Source organism: Kitasatospora sp. NPDC127067, from assembly GCF_042724755.1.
GTDB lineage: Bacteria > Actinomycetota > Actinomycetes > Streptomycetales > Streptomycetaceae > Kitasatospora > Kitasatospora lactacystinica.
In genome coordinates this window covers 1-18,438 of sequence record NZ_JBHXEM010000077.1, presented here as the reverse complement: position 1 = coordinate 18,438, position 18,438 = coordinate 1, and the positions used below count along the sequence as shown (strand labels likewise).

The window sequence follows — 18,438 nt, the reverse complement described above, 5'->3', positions numbered from 1 at the left end:
TTTACGTCCCCGGTTGCATCCCCGGGCCCCGCTCATCGATCCGGCCCGAGTACAAATCGGCCACAGACGGACACATCGCGAGCGCACCGGCGCATTGACCACCGGCAATCGGTCGCCGGATAGCGGACGATGCTGTCAGATTCGATCCAGGAACGGAAGGGACTTGCGCGAATCAAGTAACCAGTGAGCAAATTCCTTTCATTGATAGCATCCCGGCCGGGGATGCCCCCAGTTGAATGCCATGCACACTTCACAACTCCGGCTTCGACGCGCCCTTTTGACCCGGGACGCCCTCTTCTCGGATTCCCGCCCGGGAAGGTGAACCACCGGAGCAGACATATCCGTAGACCCGGACGGGACCCGGCTACAACCGGGCCGCCACGCCCACAGGGGGGACGCCGCATGACGCAGCATCAGGCCGCCACCGCCGACACCGCCACCACCCAGCCGATGGTGGCCGTGACCGATCTCCGCCGCAGCTTCGGCACCGGCGAGCGGACCGTGCACGCCCTGCGCGGCGTGTCGTTCACCGTCGGCCGCGGAGAACTGGCCGCGCTCAAGGGCCGGTCCGGCTCCGGCAAGACCACCCTGCTCAACCTGGTCGGCGGCCTGGACACGCCGACCGGCGGCAGCATCGCGCTGGACGGCATCGACCTCGCCGGGCTGGACGAGGACGGTCGACTCGCCCTGCGGCGGGAGCGGATCGGCTTCGTCTTCCAGTCCTTCGGGCTGATCCCGATGCTCACCGCCGCCGAGAACGTCGGCGTGCCCATGCGACTGCGCAAGGCCCCGGCCGCCGAACGCGAGGAGCGCGCCCACACCCTGCTCGCCCTGGTCGGGCTCGCCGACCACGCCAACCAGCGCCCCGGCGAGCTCTCCGGCGGCCAGCAGCAGCGCGTCGCCATCGCCCGTGCGCTGGCCAACGAGCCCAGCCTGATCATCGCCGACGAGCCCACCGGTCAGCTGGACTCCGAGACCGGCCGCTCGATCATGGAACTGCTGCGCGCGGTGGTGCGCAGCGAGGGCGTCACGGTGCTGGTCGCCACCCACGACCCGACGCTGATGGGGCTCGCCGACCGGGTGATCGAGGTCCGGGACGGACGGATCGTCGAGGAGGAGACGGAGCGGGCCGCCTAGCGGAGCGGGCCCCGGGTCGTGTCACGGGCGTGGGGATGCGGGGGCGCCTCCCCACGCCTCCGGGGCACCGGGGTTCGAGCACCGGCGTTCGGGCTCAGCGCTCAAGGCTCTGGGCTCAGGACTCTGGGCTCTGGGCTCTGGGCCCACTGCTCAGGGCACGGCCGGGATGATGGATTGGGCGTGGTGGAACACCTCCTTCCCGTCCCAGTGGGCCTTGGTGCGCTGCAGCCGTGGATAGTTGCCCTTGTAATAGAGGCGCGGGTAGGCAGGGTCGGGCTGGTCGGCGGTGCCCAGGTCGTTGTCCGGGTAGTTGACGTAGGCGCCGTCCGTCGCGGTGTCGACCTCCGGGACTCCGCCCGTCCCCCGGTAGACGTCGCGGTACAGCCCGCTCAGGTAGGCCAGGTGCTTCTCGTCCTCGGCCGGGTCCGTCCAGTACGTCTGGATACTGCAGCTTCATGATCGAGTCGCGCTGCGGGACGGCCGTCTCCTCGGGACGGCGGGTGTTGATCCGGCAACCGTAGGAGTCGATCTGGACCAGCGTGTTCGAGAGGTCCGCCCCCTCGACGTCGCGCACCAGCCAGTCCCGGAAGGCGGCGATCTGCTCCGGTGCGAACGGCTCCCGATGGTAGGCCGACTTGTACTTGCCGCGCTGGTTGTCGCCCGAGGGGTTGAGCGTCATGGTCGCCTGGAACCAGGGCATCTGGCGCCGCTTGTCCGGGTAGGGCAGGAACAGCCCGCCGGCCGCCCGGTTCTGCACCGTCGATCGCGTCGTCATCCCCCGTTCGACCGCCGCCACGAACGCGTCGAGCGGGCCCGGGTCCTCGCCGTCCCACTGGCTGAACAGGACGACGTTCCCATTGGAGTGGTGGGTGAGCTTGAGGATCGCGAACAGCCCCTGGTACACCGGCTCCCGCGGGCCGCTGTGCTCGGCCATGAAGGCGCCGAAGTTGGCCACCAGGATCTCGAAGTCCTCGGGCCGGGCGAGCAGTTCGGCCCAGGGCCAGGCCACGCTGCTCAGCCAGACCCGGGGCGGCGGCCGGGGTACGTCCGAGGCGAAGTGGTACCGCAGCACCACCCCGAAGTTCCCGCCCCCGCCGCCGGCGTGGGCCCAGAAGAGGTCCTGCTCGGGCGAGCCCCGCGCGTCCTCGCGGTGCGCCTGCGTCACCACCGCGCGGCCGCCCCGGACGGTGACCACGTCGACCTGGACGAGGTGGTCCACGGTGAGCCCGTGCCGTCGGGAGAGCAGGCCGTACCCGCCGCCGCAGACGTGCCCGCCCGCGCCGACCGAGTAGCAGGACCCGGCGGGCAGGGCGACGGCGTACTCGCGGAACAGCGTGGTGCAGACGTCCCAGTTGGTCGCGCCGCCCTCGACGCCGTACGTGGGCCGGCCGAACTTGTCGGTCGAGGCGGCGACGCCGCGCATCGTGCCGAGGTCGAGGATGACGCCCCCGTCGTTGTCGACGAAACCCTCGTAGCAGTGCCCGCCGCCGCGGACCGTCGGCCGTAGCCCGGCGTCCAGCGCGCGGTTCAGCTCGGCGACCGCGTCCGCCTCGTTGCCCACCAGCCGGATGTACGCGGGGGTGCTGCTCCACCGCTGGTTGAAGCCCTGGGCGAGGGTCAGGTACCGGGGATCGCCCGGCAGCACCGACCGCCCCTGCGGCAGCTCCCGGTGCGCGTCCCCGGCCGCCGCCGCTCCTGCCGCCGCGCCCGTGGAACCGACGGTGATCCCGGCGGCCGCCGCGCCGGCACCGCCCAGGAAACCCCGTCGGGAGAATTCGTCCTGCATGGCCCGCCCTCACTTTCCCGAGTTAGAGAGAAGTCGGCGGCCCGCACGCTAACACGGATACCCGGGCGCGGGAATTGGTTATTGAATAGTGTGACAGTACGTCATGTTCCGTGGGTCTTACCGGCCATGACCTTCGCCGTCGCGCCGGAACCCGATTGTCAGTGGCATGGGCTACGGTCGCCGACAACTCGCAGGAATCCGCTCCACCGGAGGTTCGATGACGATCCACTGCCGCATTCACCGGGCCTTCCGGGCGCTCCGGGAAATCGCCCGTAAAGCACGATCGTGGTGGCCGGCAGCACCGCCGACCACCACGACCGTCAACTCCTCCCCCGGGTCACCGGGGGCCGTTCCGTCAGACCGCCGGGAAGATCTCCGCGTCCGGCTTCAGCAGCTGGCCGGCCGCCGGCGCGGTGCCGTCCACCAGGTAGCGGGTGACCAGCTGGTTCAGCGCCTTGCTGCGGCCCACGGCGCAGTGCTCGATCGAGTCGACGCTGACCAGCACCGCGTTGCTCAGCTCCTGCTGCATCCGCTGGGCGAACTTGTACTGGGTGGCCGGGTCGTAGAGGTTGCCGATCACCATCACGGTGTTGGAGGTCTTCTTGTTCCACGGGCCGGAGAAGCGCTCGGCGTCCCGGGCCGGGGCCGGCCAGCTCGCGCACGCCGGCGCGTCGAAGGCCTGGTAGCGACCGAAGGTCGGCATGTCCTTCTCCCAGGCCTTGGCCGCGTTCGCGAACACCCGGTCGTTGGAGGGGTACGGCTTGTCCTGGCAGTTGACGGCCAGGTAGGAGTCGTCCGCGGTGTACTCGGAGTCGACCGGGGCCTCCCGCAGGGCCGCCCGCGGGACGTCCACCGAGAGCAGGTTGGCGTCCTCGTCCGAGACGTTCGCCTGCGGGGCCAGCAGGGCGGTCGCGGCCGGCTTCTGGAAGACCTGGTAGGCCGCCTGGAGCGACTTGGCCAGCGGGGCCAGCTTGGCCTGCGAGTACAGGGCGCTGGCCACCTCCCCGGTGAAGGTGCTCAGGGTCACCTTGGAGCCGTTCGGCAGCGTGATCGGGCTGGTCCGCAGGTGGTCGCGGAGCTGGTCGAACTTGGCCCGGGTGTCGCCATCGCCGAAGGCGCAGCGCGGGGCGCCGGCGGCCTGGCAGCGCTTGAGGAACTCGTCCAGGGCGATCTCGAAGCCGTTCGCCCGCTGGCGGTCGTACTCCAGGCCGTTGTGCAGGCGCAGGTCCGGGTCGACGTTGCCGTCGACGATGATCGCGCGCACCTTGTTCGGGTACATGTTGGCGTACGTCGAACCGATCAGGGTGCCGTAGGAGAACCCGGCGAAGGTGAGCTGGGAGTCACCGACGGCGCGGCGCATCCGGTCCAGGTCGCGCACCACGTTGATGGTCGACATGTGCTCGATCAGCGGGCCGGCGTTCTTGCTGCAGGCGTCGGTGTAGTCCTGGTCCGCGTCGAGCGTCTCGTTGATCTCGGCCTTGGTGACCGGCACGCCGACCATGCGGTTGGTGACCGCGTCGGCGTCCTCCTGGGTCTTGAAGCACTTGAGCGGGTTGCTCCGGGCCACACCGCGCGGGTCGAAGCCGACCAGGTCGAACTTCGACTGCACCTCGGCACCGAAACGGGCGGTCGTCGCCCACAGGTAACCACTGCCGCCCGGGCCGCCGGGGTTGAGGAACAGCGAGCCGATCCGCTTCGACGGGTCGCTCGCCCGCCGCCGCATCATGGCGATGCCGACCTTCTCACCCTTCGGGTTGTCGTAGTCCAGCGGCACGGGGTAAACGGCGCAGTCGTAGATGCCGGGGTCCGGCTTGGTCGGGTCGGGGTTGCACGGCGTCCAGGCGACAGGGTCGACCTTCGCCTCGGCCAGGCCCGGGGCCTGGTCGATGGGCGCCGCCGACGCGGCGACGGCGGTGCCGGTGACAAGTGCGAGAGCGCAGGTGACCGCTCCGGCCAGCGTGGATATGCGGGACAAGGAACCTCCTCCGTACTGAAAGGGCGGCCCCAGCCTGTCAGCCGGAGATCTCCGTGGGAAGACCTTAGAGCGGCGTAAATCATCCACCCGACACAGAACGCCTCGCGAAATATTCTGTGAATGAACCAACTTGACGGTTGATTGACCTGATGTCATGTCACTCGAAGTCGTCGGTCGGCCCGGCTTCGGCGGGGCCGAGCAGAGGCCCGGATACCCCGGGCGACCGCCTCCCTCGGAGCGCCGCTATTGTGCGACCGGCCGCGACGGGCCCTCCCGGATCCACGCCCTGCGGAACCCTCCGCACTCCACGTCCTCGTTGAGCCTGCGGACCACGACGACGACAAGCTGCACGACACCCTCCCCAGAGACTTCTTGCAGCGCAAGAAGCTGACGTCGAGTGTGGTTCTCTTGCACTGCAAGACTCGTCAAGGCCCGGGCCGCACAGCCCCGGTGGAGCCCATTGAGGTGAAGGAGGAACCGATGCCGACCCGGCGCACCCGCCCACGGACGGGGCTGACCCGCGAGAAGGTCATCGACGCCGCACTCGCCTACGTGGACGAGCACGGCCTCGCCGCGCTCTCCAACCGCAAGCTCGGTGCGGCGCTCGGCGTCGAGGGGATGACGCTCTACTACTACGTCCCCAGCAGGACGGCCCTGCTCGACGGCATGGTGGAGCGCCTGCTGGAGTTGTCGGCGGGAAGCCTGTTCGGCGAGCCCGGCGGCCCGTGGACGGAGGCGGTCCGGGACTTCGCCGTCGAGCTGCGCCGACTACTGCTCGACCATCCGGCCATACTCACCGTGCTGGCCACCCGCCCGGTCGCCACGCCGGTCGCCCTCGCCCTGCTGGAGCGCGGCATCGCCGTGCTCCACAAGGACGGCGTCCCACTCGGAGACGCGCTCGACGCGCTCAACTCCGTCGTCCGGTGGACCATCGGACACACGCTGGGCGAGGTCGGCGAGACGCCCCACCACGAGTGCACCGAGCTCCGGCCCGAACAGTTCGCCGCCCTGGACCAGGAGGTCTACCCCCACCTCGCGCAGGCCTTCGCCACCGGAGAGGGACTCGACTCCGAGCAGTGCTTCCACCGCACGCTGCGCATCCTGCTCGCCGGCTACGCCTCCGAGCTGAGGCACCCGCACGGGCCCGATTCCTGATCGGACGACGGACCGCCGGACTCGCCCCCGCCGTCGGCTCCGAGGTGACGGAGGTGGACACCACCCGGCCGTTCCGGGTCCGGGCCGGCTTCGGCGGCACGACACTGGAGGCCGACCTCCTGGTGGCGGCCGACGGCGTCAACAGCCGTCTCCGGCGCCGCCTCTTCCCTGACCACCCTGGCGCCGCCTACAGCGGTTCGACGGTGCTGCGGGCGATCACCGAGCGTCCGGTCGACGGCCTGAAGGCCGACTTCGAGCTGACCTGGGGCCACGGCGCCGAGTTCGGCCACATCGCCTTCCCGGACGGCACCGCCGAGTGGCACGCGGTCCTGAACGCCCCGGCCGGGGTCCGCTACCGGGACCCGCTGACCGAGGTCCGCCGCCGCTTCGCACACTGGCACGAGCCGATCCCCTCGCTGCTGGCCGCGACCCGGCCGGAGGCGGTACTGCACCACGACGTCAACGAGCTGGCCACGCCGCTGCCGTCCTACGTATCGGGCCGGATCGCGCTGCTCGGCGACGCGGCGCACGCCCATGACGCCACACCTCGGCCAGGGCGCCTGCCAGGCACTGGAGGACGCGGTGACCCTGGCGGCGGCGCTCACCGGGACCCGGACGGTCGAGGGCGCGCTCGCGCGTTACGACGCGGCCCGCCGCCCGCGCAGCCAGACCGTGGCCCGCGATGCCCGCCGGGCCGGCCGGATGGGCCAGCAGCTCGCCCACCCGCCGGCGGTCGGCCTGCGCAACGCCGCGATCCGGCTCACCCCGCCCGGCGCGATGGTCCGGACCGTCCTGCGGCACGCCGACTGGACGCCGCCCAGGATCGCTCCCCGTGCTGCCTAGGCATCAGTCCGTGGTTCGACTTGACCGGGAATCAGGTTAGGCACCATATTACTTCTTGTGACCCAGCACCCCGAGGGTGGCCCCACGGCCCCCAGCCTCGATCAGGCCCGCCGCCAGATCGCCCGCTACGGCCTCGCGGCCGACCCGCAGGCGATCCTGGTCGCGGCCCGGCTGATGGCGGCGGGCGCCAGGATCGGCCAGGCCGGCGAGGTGCACTTCGGCCGTTTCGGCCTCTCCACCGGCCGCTACCGACTGCTGGCGGACCTGGAGGACCAGGGCGGCGAGAAGTCGCCCTCCCAGCTCGCGGCGAGTCTCGGCGTCTCCCGGGCGACCGTGACGGGCCTGGTCGACGGCCTGGAGCGGGAGGGCCTGGTGGCCCGCCGGCCGTCCGCCGAGGACGGCCGCGGCAACGTGGTGATCCTCACCGCGCGGGGCGCCGACAAGCTGCGGGAGCTGGCCCCCGCGCACTTCACCCGGATGCAGGCACTGGTCAGGGACCTCTCCGTCGAGGAGCGCGCCACTTTCCTGGACCTGCTGGCCCGGGTGGTCGCGGGCATGGACGCACTCACCGAGGACTGATCCACCCCCCGGCGGGCCGCCGAATGGCGGTCCGCCTCCCTTCAGCCCCAATAGTTAGGCACCTAAGCACAAATACTTAGGCACCTAACCAAAAGCGAGAGGAAGAACCGACCCCATGAGCAAGAAGGCCCCGGGCGCTCCCCCGCCCTTCGTCCTGTGGCGCGAGGTCCTGGTCGCCTACGTCATGCCCGCCGCCATGGCCGGGACCGGCGGAGCCGTCACCGGCCAGCCGCAGCTGGTGGCCGCCGCGCTCACCACCATCGGCGGCACCTCCGCCCTGGTGGCCGCCGCACTCGGCGCCGCGCTGCGCCGCCGCCCCGTCCGCGCCCGGCCCGCCCGGACCCCTCGCCCGCTCGCGGCCGCCGCCCTCGGCCTGGTCGCCGCCGCCCTCGGCCTGGCGGTCGGCCTCGCCGCCGCCCGCTGGCTGCCGCACCTCCCGGCCCTCGCCCACAGCCCCTGGCCGCGCCGGCTGCCGATCGACCTGCCGGTCTCCTCGGCGATCGCCGCCACCATCACCACCTGGCACTGGCGCGGCAGCCGCCCGGCCCGCACGGCGCAGCACCGGCTCCCCGCCGCACCCCCAGCCGGAAACGCGCCCCGACCCGAAACCGCGTCCCAGCCCGAAACCGCACTCCACCCCGGAATCGCACCCCTTCCCGAAAGGCAGACGTCATGATCGTCATCATGGGCGCCGGTGGCGCCACCGGCGGCGCCACCCTGCGCAGCCTCGCCGCCCTCGGCGCACCGAGCCGCGCCCTCAGCCGCGACCCCGCCCGGTTGGCCGCCGCCCTCGACGAGCACACGCTCGCCCGGACCGCCACCCTCCCGGCCGACGCCGCCGACCCGGCCTCCCTGCGTACGGCGTTCCGCGGTGCGCACCAGCTCTTTCTCACCATGGCCAACGGTCCGCAGCAGGTCCAGTACGAGCTGAACGCGATCGAGGCCGCGGTGGACTGCGGCGTGGAGCACATCGTCAAGGTCTCCGCGCCCGCCGCCGAGCCGGACTCCCCCGTCGCCGTCTCGCGCGGCCACCACCTGATCGAGGAGCGGCTGCGCTCCTGCGGCATCACCACCACCGTCCTGCGGCCGTACGCGTTCATGCAGAAGCTGCTGCTCCTGGCGCCCGGCATCGCCGCCGCCGGGGTGGTGCACGGCGCGATGGGCCAGGCGCGGTGCAACTACGTGGACGCCCGGGACATCGGGGACGCCGCGGCCGAGGTGCTCACCCGTCCCGAGCTGGCCGGCGGCACCTACCCGCTCACCGGCGGGCGGGCCTACAGCTACCCGGAGCTCACCGCACTGCTGGGCGAGCTGCTCGGCCGGCCGGTCCGGTACCTCGACCTGAGCCCGTCCGACCTGCACGCCCACCTGGTCGGCCGGGCCGGGATGCCGCCCTGGCTCGCCACCCACGTGGTGGAGATCCAGCAGCTCGCGGTGGTCCGCAAGGAGACCCCGGACGGCTCCTTCCTTGGCCTCACCGGACGCGCCCCGCGTACCCTGGAGGCCTTCCTCGGCGAGAACCTGCACCGGTTCCGCTGACCACCGGGCAGGACGGCGGGCCGGGCCCGGACCGGAGAAATCGGCCCGGGAAACCCGGCCCGCCGCCTCCCGCCACCCGAAGGGAGCAGGAATCGCTGTGGCATGGATCACGGTCGGAAAATCGACCTGACGATCCGTCAATTCTGCTGACGCCTCATCACTTCCACATCAAGAGGCGTCAGTTATTGACTGACTTTCTGTCAGATTCGGCCATTTGGGCGCCAGTTGGGCCGAGTGTCCGCTCCTGTCCGCTCGCCGCCCCGGGACTACCATCGGTCAGGTTGTCCGCTCCGGCCCCGGAGTGGGGTCACCCGATCAGGTGGTGCTCCCACCGCCCCAGGGGCCGGGCATCGGTCGGAACGGGGCGAGGACGAGGAGCGCACGGCTGCCATGACAGCTGAACCGAGCCACCCTGAGCAGTACGCCACGCCACCGCGGCAGCCCACCCAGGCCGCACCGCCCGCACCACCGCAGCCGGACCCGGAACCAGAGCCGCAGCCCCAGCCCCAGCCCCAGCCCCAGCAGGCACGCGCCCTGTTCCCCGGCCGCCCGGCCGCCGCCCCGCGCACCCTGGTCGACGTGCTGGACGCCACCGTGCGCGCCCACCCCGACGAGCCCGCCCTGGACGACGGGCACACCGTGCTCAGCTACCGCGCGCTGGCCGCCGAGGTCGAGCAGCTGCGCCGCCGGCTGGCCGCCGTCGGGATCGGCCCTGGCGACCGGGTGGGCGTGCGCGTGCCCTCCGGCACCAACGACCTCTACGTCTCGATCCTCGCGGTGCTCGCCGCCGGCGCCGCCTACGTCCCGGTGGACGCCGAGGACCCGGACGAGCGCGCCGAGCTGGTCTTCGGCGAGGCCGCCGTCGCCGCCGTGCTCGGCGCCGACCGCGGCCTGGCGACCACCGGCGAGCGCGCTCCCGCCCTGGAACGCCGCCCCACCCCGGCCGACGACGCCTGGATCATCTTCACCTCCGGGTCGACCGGCAAGCCCAAGGGCGTGGCCGTCACCCACCACAACGCCGCCGCCTTCGTGGACGCCGAGGCCGCGCTCTTCCTCCAGGAGGAGCCGATCGGCCCCGGTGACCGGGTGATGGCCGGCCTCTCGGTCGCCTTCGACGCCTCCTGCGAGGAGATGTGGCTGGCCTGGCGGCACGGCGCCTGCCTGGTGCCGGTCCCCCGCTCCCAGGTGCGCAGCGGCGCCGACCTCGGCCCCTGGCTGGCCGAGCAGGAGATCACCGTGGTCTCCACCGTCCCGACCCTGGCCGCGCTGTGGCCTGCCGAGGCGCTCAACGAGGTGCGGCTGCTGATCTTCGGCGGCGAGGCCTGCCCGCCCGAGCTGGTGCAGCGCCTGGTCACCGAGGGCCGCGAGGTGTGGAACACCTACGGCCCCACCGAGGCCACCGTGGTCGCCTGCGCCGCCCTGCTGACCGGCGAGGGCCCGGTGCGGATCGGCCTGCCGCTGGACGGCTGGGACCTCGCCGTGGTGGACGAGGCCGGTGAGCCGGTCGCCCCCGGCGGCACCGGACAGCTGGTGATCGGCGGCGTGGGCCTGGCCCGCTACCTCGACCCGGAGAAGGACGCCGAGAAGTACGCGCCGCTGCCCTCGCTGGGCTGGGATCGCGCCTACCGCAGCGGTGACCTGGTCCAGGCCGACCCGGCCGGTCTGCTCTTCCTCGGCCGCACCGACGAGCAGATCAAGCTGGGCGGCCGCCGGATCGAGCTCGGCGAGGTCGACGCGGCCCTGCAGGCCCTGCCCGGTGTGGCGGGCGCGGCGGCCGCCGTGCGGACCGCGCGCGGCGGCAACCAGCTGCTGGTCGGCTACCTGGTGGTCCAGGACGGCTTCGACCGCGAGCAGGCCGTCGAACGGCTGCGCGCCGAGCTGCCGGCCGCCCTCGTGCCGCTGCTGGCGACCGTCGAGACCCTGCCCACCCGGACCTCCGGCAAGGTCGACCGCAACGCCCTGCCCTGGCCGCTGCCGGAGCTGGAGAGCGCCGGCCCGGGCGAGGAGCTGTACGGCACCGAGGCCTGGCTGGCCGAGCAGTGGTCGGAGATCCTCGGCGTCCGGGTCGGCGGCCCGCGCGACGACTTCTTCGCGATCGGCGGCGGCAGCCTGGCCGCCGCCCGGCTGACCACCCTGCTGCGCACCCGCTACCCGAGCGCGGCGGTGCTGGACATCTACCAGCACCCGACGCTGCGCAAGCTCGCCCGGCACCTGGAGCGCACCGCCGGCGAGAGCACCGAGGCCCGCACCGTCGCCCTGGTGCCGACCAGGGCCAAGCTGCTCCAGCTGTTCCTGCTGGTCCCGCTGTTCACCGTGGTCGGCCTGCGCTGGACGGTCGCCCTGCTGGCCGCCGGGAACCTCCTCACCCACCTCGGCGACTTCCCGTGGGCCCCAACCGCCTCGTGGTGGTGGGTCGGCGCGGGCGCGCTCGCGCTGTACACCCCGCCGGGCCGGCTGGCCCTCGCGGCGGGCGGCGCCCGACTGCTGCTGCGCGGCGTGCGCCCGGGCAGCCACCCGCGCGGCGGCTCGGTCCACCTGCGGCTGTGGACCGCCGAGCGACTCACCGAGCTGAGCGGCGCGGACTCGCTGTCCGGCGCCTGGCTGGTGCGCTACGCCCGGGTGCTGGGCGCCAAGGTGGCGCCCGAGGTGGACCTGCACTCGCTGCCGCCGGTCACCGGGATGCTGAAGCTGGGCCGCGGCTGCGCGGTCGAGGCCGAGGTGGACCTGTGCGGCTACTGGCTGGACGGCGACCGGCTGCTGATCGGCCAGGTCAAGATCGGTTCCGGTGCCGTGGTCGGCACCCGCTCGACCCTGCTGCCCGGCGCCCGGGTCGGCAAGCGCGCCCAGGTGGCGGCCGGCTCCAGCGTCACCGGCCAGGTGCCGACCGGCCAGCGCTGGGGCGGCGCGCCCGCCGTCAAGCTGGGCCGCGCCGAGCGCACCTGGCCCAAGGACCGCCCGGCCCGCCGGGCCCGCTGGGCCTCGCTGTACGGCGCCAGCGGTGCCGTGCTCGGCCTGCTCCCGGTGCTGCCCTCGCTCGCCGCGCTGGCCGTGCTCTCCCGCTTCGTCGACCAGGGCGCGGCCCTCGGCCCGGCGCTCGGCGGCGCGCTGCTCGGGCTGCTGCCCGCCACACTGGCGTTCGGCGCGATGTACGCGGCGCAGCTGGTGGTGCTGGTCCGGCTGCTGAGCATCGGCCTGGTGCCCGGGACGCACCCGCTGCACGGCCGGGTGGGCTGGCAGGCGTGGACCGTCACCCAGCTGATGGACCGGGCCCGCGAGGTGCTGTTCCCGCTCTACGCCGGACTGGTCACGCCGCTGTGGCTGCGCGCCCTCGGGATGCGGGTCGGCCGGGGCGCGGAGGTGTCCACGGTGCTGGCGCTGCCCAGCCTGACCACGGTCGGCGACGGCGCGTTCCTGGCCGACGACACCCTGATGGCCCCGTACGAGCTGGGCGGAGGCTGGGTGCGGCTCGGCGAGGCGAAGGTCGGCGAGCGGGCGTTCCTCGGCAACTCGGGGATGACCGCGCCGGGCCGCTCGGTGCCCAAGCGCGGCCTGGTGGGCGTGCTGTCGGCGACGCCGGCGAAGGCGAAGAAGGGCGGGTCGTACCTGGGCATGCCGCCGATGCGGCTGCCGCGCTCGGCGGACCAGGCCGACCAGAGCCTGACCTACGAGCCGCCGGCGCGGCTGCTGTGGGCGCGCGGGCTGGTCGAGGTGGGCCGGCTGGTGCCGGTCCTGGCCTCGGCGGCGCTGGGTCTGCTGACCGTGGCGGCGCTGTCCTGGCTGGCGGCCGGCTCGCCGCTGACCGCCGCGCTGCTGTCCGGCCTGGTCCTGCTGGCGGCCGGCGCGGTGGCCTGCGCGGTCGCGGTGGCGGCCAAGTGGCTGCTGGTCGGGCGGTTCCGCGCGGTGGAGCACCCGCTGTGGAGCGGCTTCGTGTGGCGCAACGAGCTGGCGGACACCTTCGTGGAGATGCTGGCCGTGCCGTGGCTGGTCGGCGCGGTGCCCGGCACCCCGGTGCTGAACCTGTGGCTGCGCTCGCTCGGCGCGCACGTCGGGCACGGCGTCTGGTGCGAGAGCTACTGGCTGCCGGAGGCGGACCTGGTCACCCTCGGCGACGGGGTCACCATCAACCGCGGCTGCGTGGTGCAGACACACCTCTTCCACGACCGGATCATGCGGATGGATACTGTGGTCCTCCGCGAGGGCGCCACCCTGGGCCCGGGCGGCATCGTGCTGCCCGGCAGCACGGTGGGCGCGCGCAGCACGCTGGGCCCGGCCTCGCTGGTGATGCGCGCCGAGTCCGTCCCCGCCGACACGCGGTGGCTGGGCAACCCGATCGAGGCGTGGCAGACCACGTCGTGACCACCTCCCCGTCCCCCCGTCCCGGCCCGCAGGAAGCGCACGCCCCCGTGAAGCCCAAGCACGTCCCCGCGGCCGCCGGTGCCCCGGACCCGTACTTCCCGAACAGCGGCGACCACCGCTACCGGGTGCACCGCTACGAGCTGGCGCTGGACTACCGGCCAGGCCCCAACCGGCTGGCCGGCTCGGCCCGGCTGAGCGCGGTGGCGGACACGGCGCTGACGGAGTTCGCGCTCGACCTCGCCGAGTTCCGGATCGGCCGGGTGCTGGTCGACGGCCGGGCCGCCCGCTACACCCACCGCGGCGGCAAGCTGCGGATCCGCCCGGCCAGGGCGCTCGCACCGGGCGCCGCGTTCACCGTCGAGGTGCACTACACCGGCAACCCGCGCCCGGTGCGCAGCCCGTGGGGCGGCCTGGGCTGGGAGGAGCTGACCGAGGGCGCGCTGGTGGCGAGCCAGCCGGTCGGCGCACCGTCCTGGTTCCCGTGCAACGACCGGCCCGCCGACAAGGCCACCTACCAGCTGGCCGTCACCACGCCGTCCCCGTTCACGGTGGTGGCGAGCGGCCGGCTGCTGACCCGCACCACCAGGGCGTCCAGCACCACCTGGGTGTACGAGCAAAGCGCGCCCACCCCGACGTACCTGGTGACGGTGTCGATCGGGCACTACCGGCCGGTGCCGCTGGCGGTGCGACCGGCGGTGCCGCAGACCGGCTACGTCCCGGAGCGGCTGGCCGCCGCGTTCGCCCGGGACTTCGCCCGGCAGCCGGAGATGACGGCGTACTTCGGCGAGGTCTTCGGCCCGTACCCGTTCGGCGAGTACTCCGTGGTGATCGCGGACGAGGAGCTGGACGTCCCGGTGGAGGCGCAGGGCGTCGCCACCTTCGGCACCAACCACCTCGGTGCCGGCTGGGAGCACGAACGGCTGATCGCGCACGAGCTGGCCCACCAGTGGTTCGGCAACAGCGTCACGATCGCCGACTGGCGGCACATCTGGCTCAACGAGGGCTTCGCCAAGTACGCGGAGTGGCTCTGGTCCGAACACGCCGGCGGCCCGGGCGCGGCCGTCCACGCCGCCGCCGCGCACCGGCTGCTGGCCGGGCTGCCGCAGGACCTCCGGCTCGACGACCCGGGCCGGAAGCTGATGTTCGACGACCGGCTCTACCAGCGCGGCGGACTGGTGGTGCACGCGCTGCGGCGAACGCTCGGCGAGGACGCGTTCTTCGCGATGCTGCGGGACTGGACGGGCGCCAACCGGCACGGCGTGGTCGCCACCTCCGACCTGCGTGCCCACGCCGCCCGGTACACCACCGCTCCGCTCGGCCCGCTCTTCGAGGCCTGGCTGGAGCGGCCGGAACTGCCGCCGCTGCCGGACTGAGCGCTCCACCCGGCCCGGCGCCGCGCGGTTCGCCCGCGGCCGGGGCGTGGGCCGGGGCCTGGGCTGGGGCCTGGGCTGGGGCCTGGGCTGGGCCTGGGCCGGGCCTGGACCGGATTAATCGGTCGGCCCCGGGCCCGGGCTGGGCTACTGTCCGTGCACATGTCGATGAGTCCAGAAGCCCACATGACCGACCTGCCCGCCGAGCTGCTGCCCGCCACCCGCCGCGCGCTGCTGCACCGGCTCGCCGTCGCCCAGGCCGAGGGTCGCACGCCCTCGATGGTCGCCGGGGTGATGCGCGACGGGCAGCCGGTGTGGAGCGGAGCCCGCAGCATGGTCGACGGGCACGCCCCCACCCCGGACGTCCAGTACCGCATCGGTTCGCTCACCAAGACCTTCGTCGCCGTGCTGGTGCTGCGGCTGCGCGACGAGGGCCTGCTCGACCTCGCCGACCCGCTCTCCCGCCACCTGCCCGGCACGCCCGCCGACGAGGCGACCGTCGCCCAGCTGCTCGCGCACTCCTCCGGCCTGACCGCCGAGACCCCCGGCCCCTGGTGGGAGCGGACCGAGGGCTCGCTGCGGCCGGGCCTCGGCGACCTCCTGGAGGCCGAACGGCCGCTGAAGCACCCGGCCGGGCGGGTGCACCACTACTCCAACCCCGGCTACGCGCTGCTCGGCGCGCTGGTGGCGAAGCTGCGCGGCGAGCCCTGGGGCGAGGTGCTGCGCCGCGAGGTGCTGGCCCCGCTCGGCATGGACCGCACCACGCTGCTGCCCGAGCACCCGCACGCCGGGGGCTTCGCCGTCCATCCCTGGGCCGACGTCCTGCTGCCCGAGCCGCTCACCGACACCGGCCTGATGGGCCCGGCCGGTCAACTCTGGTCCACCGTCGCCGACCTGGCCCGCTGGGCGGCCTTCCTGACGGCCGGCGACGACAAGGTGCTGTCCGCCGACTCCCTCGCCGAGATGCGCTGCCCGGCCGTCGCCCCGGACGACGCCGAGTGGACCAGCGGCTACGGCCTCGGCCTGCAACTGCGCCGCCACGAGGGCCGGTTGCTGTACGGGCACACCGGCTCGATGCCCGGCTTCACGGCGGGCCTGTGGATCAGCGAGGCCGACGGCCTGGCCGCCTACGCCCTCTCCAACGCCACCAGCGGAGCCGCCAGCGCCTCGTCCCTGGCGGCCCAGCTGATCGCGCTCACCGCCGAACTGGAGCCCCGGCTGCCCGAACCGTGGCGCCCGCTGCCCGAGGTGGACGCGGAACCGCTGGAGCTGACCGGCCCCTGGTACTGGGGCGCCGCGCCGGCCGCCCTGCGGCTGCGGCCCGGGCGGGTGCTGGAGCTCACCCCGCTCACCGCCGCCGGCCGGGGCTCGCGCTTCCGGCCCGAACCGGACGGCACCTGGACCGGCGTGGAGAACTACTTCGCGGGCGAGACCCTGCGGGTGGTCCGCCACCCCGACGGCACGGTCAGCCACCTCGACATCGGCTCCTTCGCATACACCCGTGAGCCGTACGGCCCGGCCGGCGCCGTCCCGGGCGGGGTCGACCCGGAGGGCTGGCGGACGTTCTGAGCCTCGCCCGGCGATCGTGCCGCAGGGGCGTGCGGTGCGGCCGTACGCCCCTGCGGCGGGAGTTGTCCACCCCCGGCGGGCGAGCGCCGAGTGCCGGACAAGTGACCGCCGGGCCACGGGTGTTCCCATTCAACAGGTGCACATCTGCGCTCCGCCGGGCCGCAACATAAATGCCAACCGGCTCGGAGAGACATACGGGGACCGGTTCGCGTCCATGCCCAACCGCCTGCGGACCGGGACGGTGCCCTGGTGATCCACGGCACCGCCGATCGTGCTGCCCTGGAGGGTCCGCCATGACCACCGTCCCCACGTACGCTCCGTCCGCAGTCGCCCCCACCCACGACGCCCGGGCGGTCCCCGCGCCCCGCCCCCGGCCCGCCGCCCCGGCCGCGTACACCGTCTCCCTCGCCCGCGACGAGGACGACGTGCGCGCCGCCCAGCGGCTGCGTCACCAGGTCTTCGGCGCCGAGCTGGGCGCGGTGCTGCACAGCCCGGTCGAGGGCCTGGACGTCGACCCGTTCGACGAGTACTGCGACCACCTGCTGGTCCGCGAGGGCGAGCAGGGCGCCGTCGTCGGCACCTACCGGCTGCTGCGGCCCGAGGCCGCCCGCCGGGCCGGCCGGCTGTACTCCGACGGGGAGTTCGACCTCTCCGCGCTCGCGCCGGTGCGCCCCGGCCTGGTCGAGCTCGGGCGCTCCTGCATCCGGCCGGACCACCGGGGCAACGGCGCCGTCATCAACCTGATGTGGGGCGGCATCGCGCGCTACCTGGCCGACACCGGCAACACCTGGGTCGGCGGCTGCTGCTCGATCGAGCTGGCGGACGGCGGCGCCACCGCGGCCCGGGTCTGGGACACCGTCAGCGCCAAGCACCTGGCGCCCGAGGAGTACCGGGTCACCCCGCACCGCCGCTGGGACGCCACCGGGGTGGCGCGCGCCGAGCGGGGCGCGCTGCCGGCCCTGCTCCGCGGCTACCTGCGGCTGGGCGCCTGGGTCTGCGGCGAGCCCGCGTACGACCCGGACTTCGACTGCGCCGACCTGTACGTGCTGCTGTCGCTGGAGCGCACCGACCCGCGCTACCTGCGGCACTTCCTGTCCGGCGTACCCGCCTCGGGCGCCTCGTCATGAGCGTCTGGCTGCCCACGGCGACCTGCCGGCCAGAGACCTGCCTGGCCGAGGCCTCGCCGGAGGTCTCCCACCCCCGGCGGGCGCTGCGGCTGGCGGCCTGTCTGACCGCCGTGCTGGCGGGGGTCGTGCTCGGCCTGCCGGTCCGGCTGTTCCCGTACCGCGCCCGGATCCTGCTGGTCCGGCTCTGGGCGCGGACGGTGCTGCGCGCCCTCGGGGTGACCGTCCACCTCGCCGGGCCCGACGGACCGGGTCCCGGCGCGGACGGCGGGGTGCTGGTGGTGGCCAACCACGTGTCCTGGCTGGACATACCGCTGCTCGCCGCCGGTCGGCCGGGCCGGTCGCTGGCCAAGACCGAGGTCCGGCAGTGGCCGGTGCTCGGCCCGCTGATCGCCGGGTGCGGCACCGTCTTCCTGGACCGCGACCGGCTGCGGACGCTGCCGGACACCGTCGCCGCGGTGGCCGGGGTGCTGCGCTCCGGGCAACCGGTGATCGTCTTCCCGGAGGGGTCGACCTGGTGCGGGCGGGAGAGCGGCCGGTTCCGGCCCGCCCTGTTCCAGGCGGCGGTGGAGGCGGGCGCCGACGTGCAGCCGGTGACGATCCGCTACCGGCTGGCGGACGGGCGGCCGACCAGCGTGCCCGCCTTCATCGGGGACGACGGGCTGCTCACCTCGCTCGCCCGGGTGGTCGCGGCCCGCGGGCTGGTCGCCGACGTGACCTTCCTGCCGCCGATGGCGCCGCCCGGCCCGCAGCCCGCCCGGGCGGGCGCCCGGCGCGAGCTGGCCCGCAGGGCGCAGGCGGCGATCGAGGGCATCCGCTGACGGGCCGCCGGTGCGGCGGCCGTGCGACGGGCGTGTCCGGGCGTGCCGTGCGCCCGGCCGGGCCGCCGACCGGATCGCCGATCAGGCGGAGCGGGCCTGGGGCCGGGGCCCCCGGCCCGGGGGGGAGGGCGGCCGGGGGGGGGTTGGGACGGGCCGCGCGGGGGGGGGGGGGTGGGGGGCGGGG

12 protein-coding genes and 2 pseudogenes are annotated in these 18,438 nt (G+C 74.0%); 11 read left to right on the top strand and 3 right to left on the bottom strand.

The window, feature by feature from the left end:
* Positions 1 to 402 precede the first annotated feature (402 nt).
* Complete coding sequence (locus ACFWJ4_RS26905; protein WP_380547959.1) at positions 403 to 1,137, top strand: ABC transporter ATP-binding protein; 735 nt, start codon at positions 403 to 405, stop codon at positions 1,135 to 1,137.
* Positions 1,138 to 1,287: 150 nt separating this feature from the next.
* On the opposite strand, the gene ACFWJ4_RS26900 is transcribed toward ACFWJ4_RS26905, so the two are convergent.
* The 3 genes and pseudogenes from ACFWJ4_RS26900 to ACFWJ4_RS26890 form a co-directional block, all read right to left on the bottom strand.
* Positions 1,288 to 1,431, bottom strand: a complete 144-nt coding sequence (locus ACFWJ4_RS26900; RefSeq protein ID WP_380548009.1) for a BBE domain-containing protein — start codon at positions 1,429 to 1,431, stop codon at positions 1,288 to 1,290.
* 931 nt (positions 1,432 to 2,362) lie between these two features.
* Positions 2,363 to 2,923: pseudogene (locus ACFWJ4_RS26895) on the bottom strand (FAD-binding protein); the annotation flags it as partial.
* A gap of 355 nt (positions 2,924 to 3,278) precedes the next feature.
* Positions 3,279 to 4,898: an alpha/beta hydrolase gene (locus ACFWJ4_RS26890; protein WP_380547956.1), complete on the bottom strand. Its 1,620-nt coding sequence runs from the start codon at positions 4,896 to 4,898 to the stop codon at positions 3,279 to 3,281.
* Between the two features lie 480 nt (positions 4,899 to 5,378).
* Between ACFWJ4_RS26890 and ACFWJ4_RS26885 the strand changes: the two genes are divergently transcribed.
* The 10 genes and pseudogenes from ACFWJ4_RS26885 (at position 5,379) to ACFWJ4_RS26840 (ending at position 18,254) form a co-directional block, all read left to right on the top strand.
* A complete protein-coding gene (locus ACFWJ4_RS26885) occupies positions 5,379 to 6,053 on the top strand; it encodes a TetR/AcrR family transcriptional regulator C-terminal domain-containing protein (protein WP_380547954.1) in 675 nt (224 codons plus the stop codon).
* A gap of 32 nt (positions 6,054 to 6,085) precedes the next feature.
* Positions 6,086 to 6,896 (top strand): annotated as a pseudogene (locus ACFWJ4_RS26880) (FAD-dependent monooxygenase); the annotation flags it as partial.
* Positions 6,897 to 6,953: 57 nt separating this feature from the next.
* Positions 6,954 to 7,475: a MarR family winged helix-turn-helix transcriptional regulator gene (locus tag ACFWJ4_RS26875; protein ID WP_380547951.1), complete on the top strand. Its 522-nt coding sequence runs from the start codon at positions 6,954 to 6,956 to the stop codon at positions 7,473 to 7,475.
* A 115-nt stretch (positions 7,476 to 7,590) separates the two neighbouring features.
* The gene (locus ACFWJ4_RS26870; protein WP_380547948.1) at positions 7,591 to 8,151 is read left to right on the top strand and encodes a hypothetical protein; all 561 of its coding nucleotides are present in this window, start codon (positions 7,591 to 7,593) and stop codon (positions 8,149 to 8,151) included.
* Positions 8,148 to 9,014 (top strand): NmrA family NAD(P)-binding protein, encoded by an 867-nt coding sequence (locus tag ACFWJ4_RS26865; protein WP_380547945.1) that lies wholly within the window; start codon positions 8,148 to 8,150, stop codon positions 9,012 to 9,014. The genes ACFWJ4_RS26870 and ACFWJ4_RS26865 overlap by 4 nt, the downstream gene beginning before the upstream one ends.
* Positions 9,015 to 9,404: 390 nt before the next feature.
* Positions 9,405 to 13,370: a Pls/PosA family non-ribosomal peptide synthetase gene (locus tag ACFWJ4_RS26860; RefSeq protein ID WP_380547942.1), complete on the top strand. Its 3,966-nt coding sequence runs from the start codon at positions 9,405 to 9,407 to the stop codon at positions 13,368 to 13,370.
* A 47-nt stretch (positions 13,371 to 13,417) separates the two neighbouring features.
* The gene (locus tag ACFWJ4_RS26855; RefSeq protein WP_380547939.1) at positions 13,418 to 14,743 is read left to right on the top strand and encodes a M1 family metallopeptidase; all 1,326 of its coding nucleotides are present in this window, start codon (positions 13,418 to 13,420) and stop codon (positions 14,741 to 14,743) included.
* A 183-nt stretch (positions 14,744 to 14,926) separates the two neighbouring features.
* A complete protein-coding gene (locus tag ACFWJ4_RS26850) occupies positions 14,927 to 16,309 on the top strand; it encodes a serine hydrolase domain-containing protein (protein WP_380547936.1) in 1,383 nt (460 codons plus the stop codon).
* 293 nt (positions 16,310 to 16,602) lie between these two features.
* Positions 16,603 to 17,436, top strand: coding sequence for a GNAT family N-acetyltransferase (locus ACFWJ4_RS26845; protein ID WP_380547933.1), 834 nt, complete (start codon positions 16,603 to 16,605; stop codon positions 17,434 to 17,436).
* Positions 17,433 to 18,254 carry a lysophospholipid acyltransferase family protein gene (locus tag ACFWJ4_RS26840; RefSeq protein WP_380547931.1) on the top strand — a complete coding sequence of 274 codons (822 nt, stop codon included), beginning with the start codon at positions 17,433 to 17,435 and terminating at the stop codon, positions 18,252 to 18,254. Before ACFWJ4_RS26845 ends, ACFWJ4_RS26840 begins: the two co-directional genes overlap by 4 nt.
* Positions 18,255 to 18,438 lie beyond the last annotated feature (184 nt).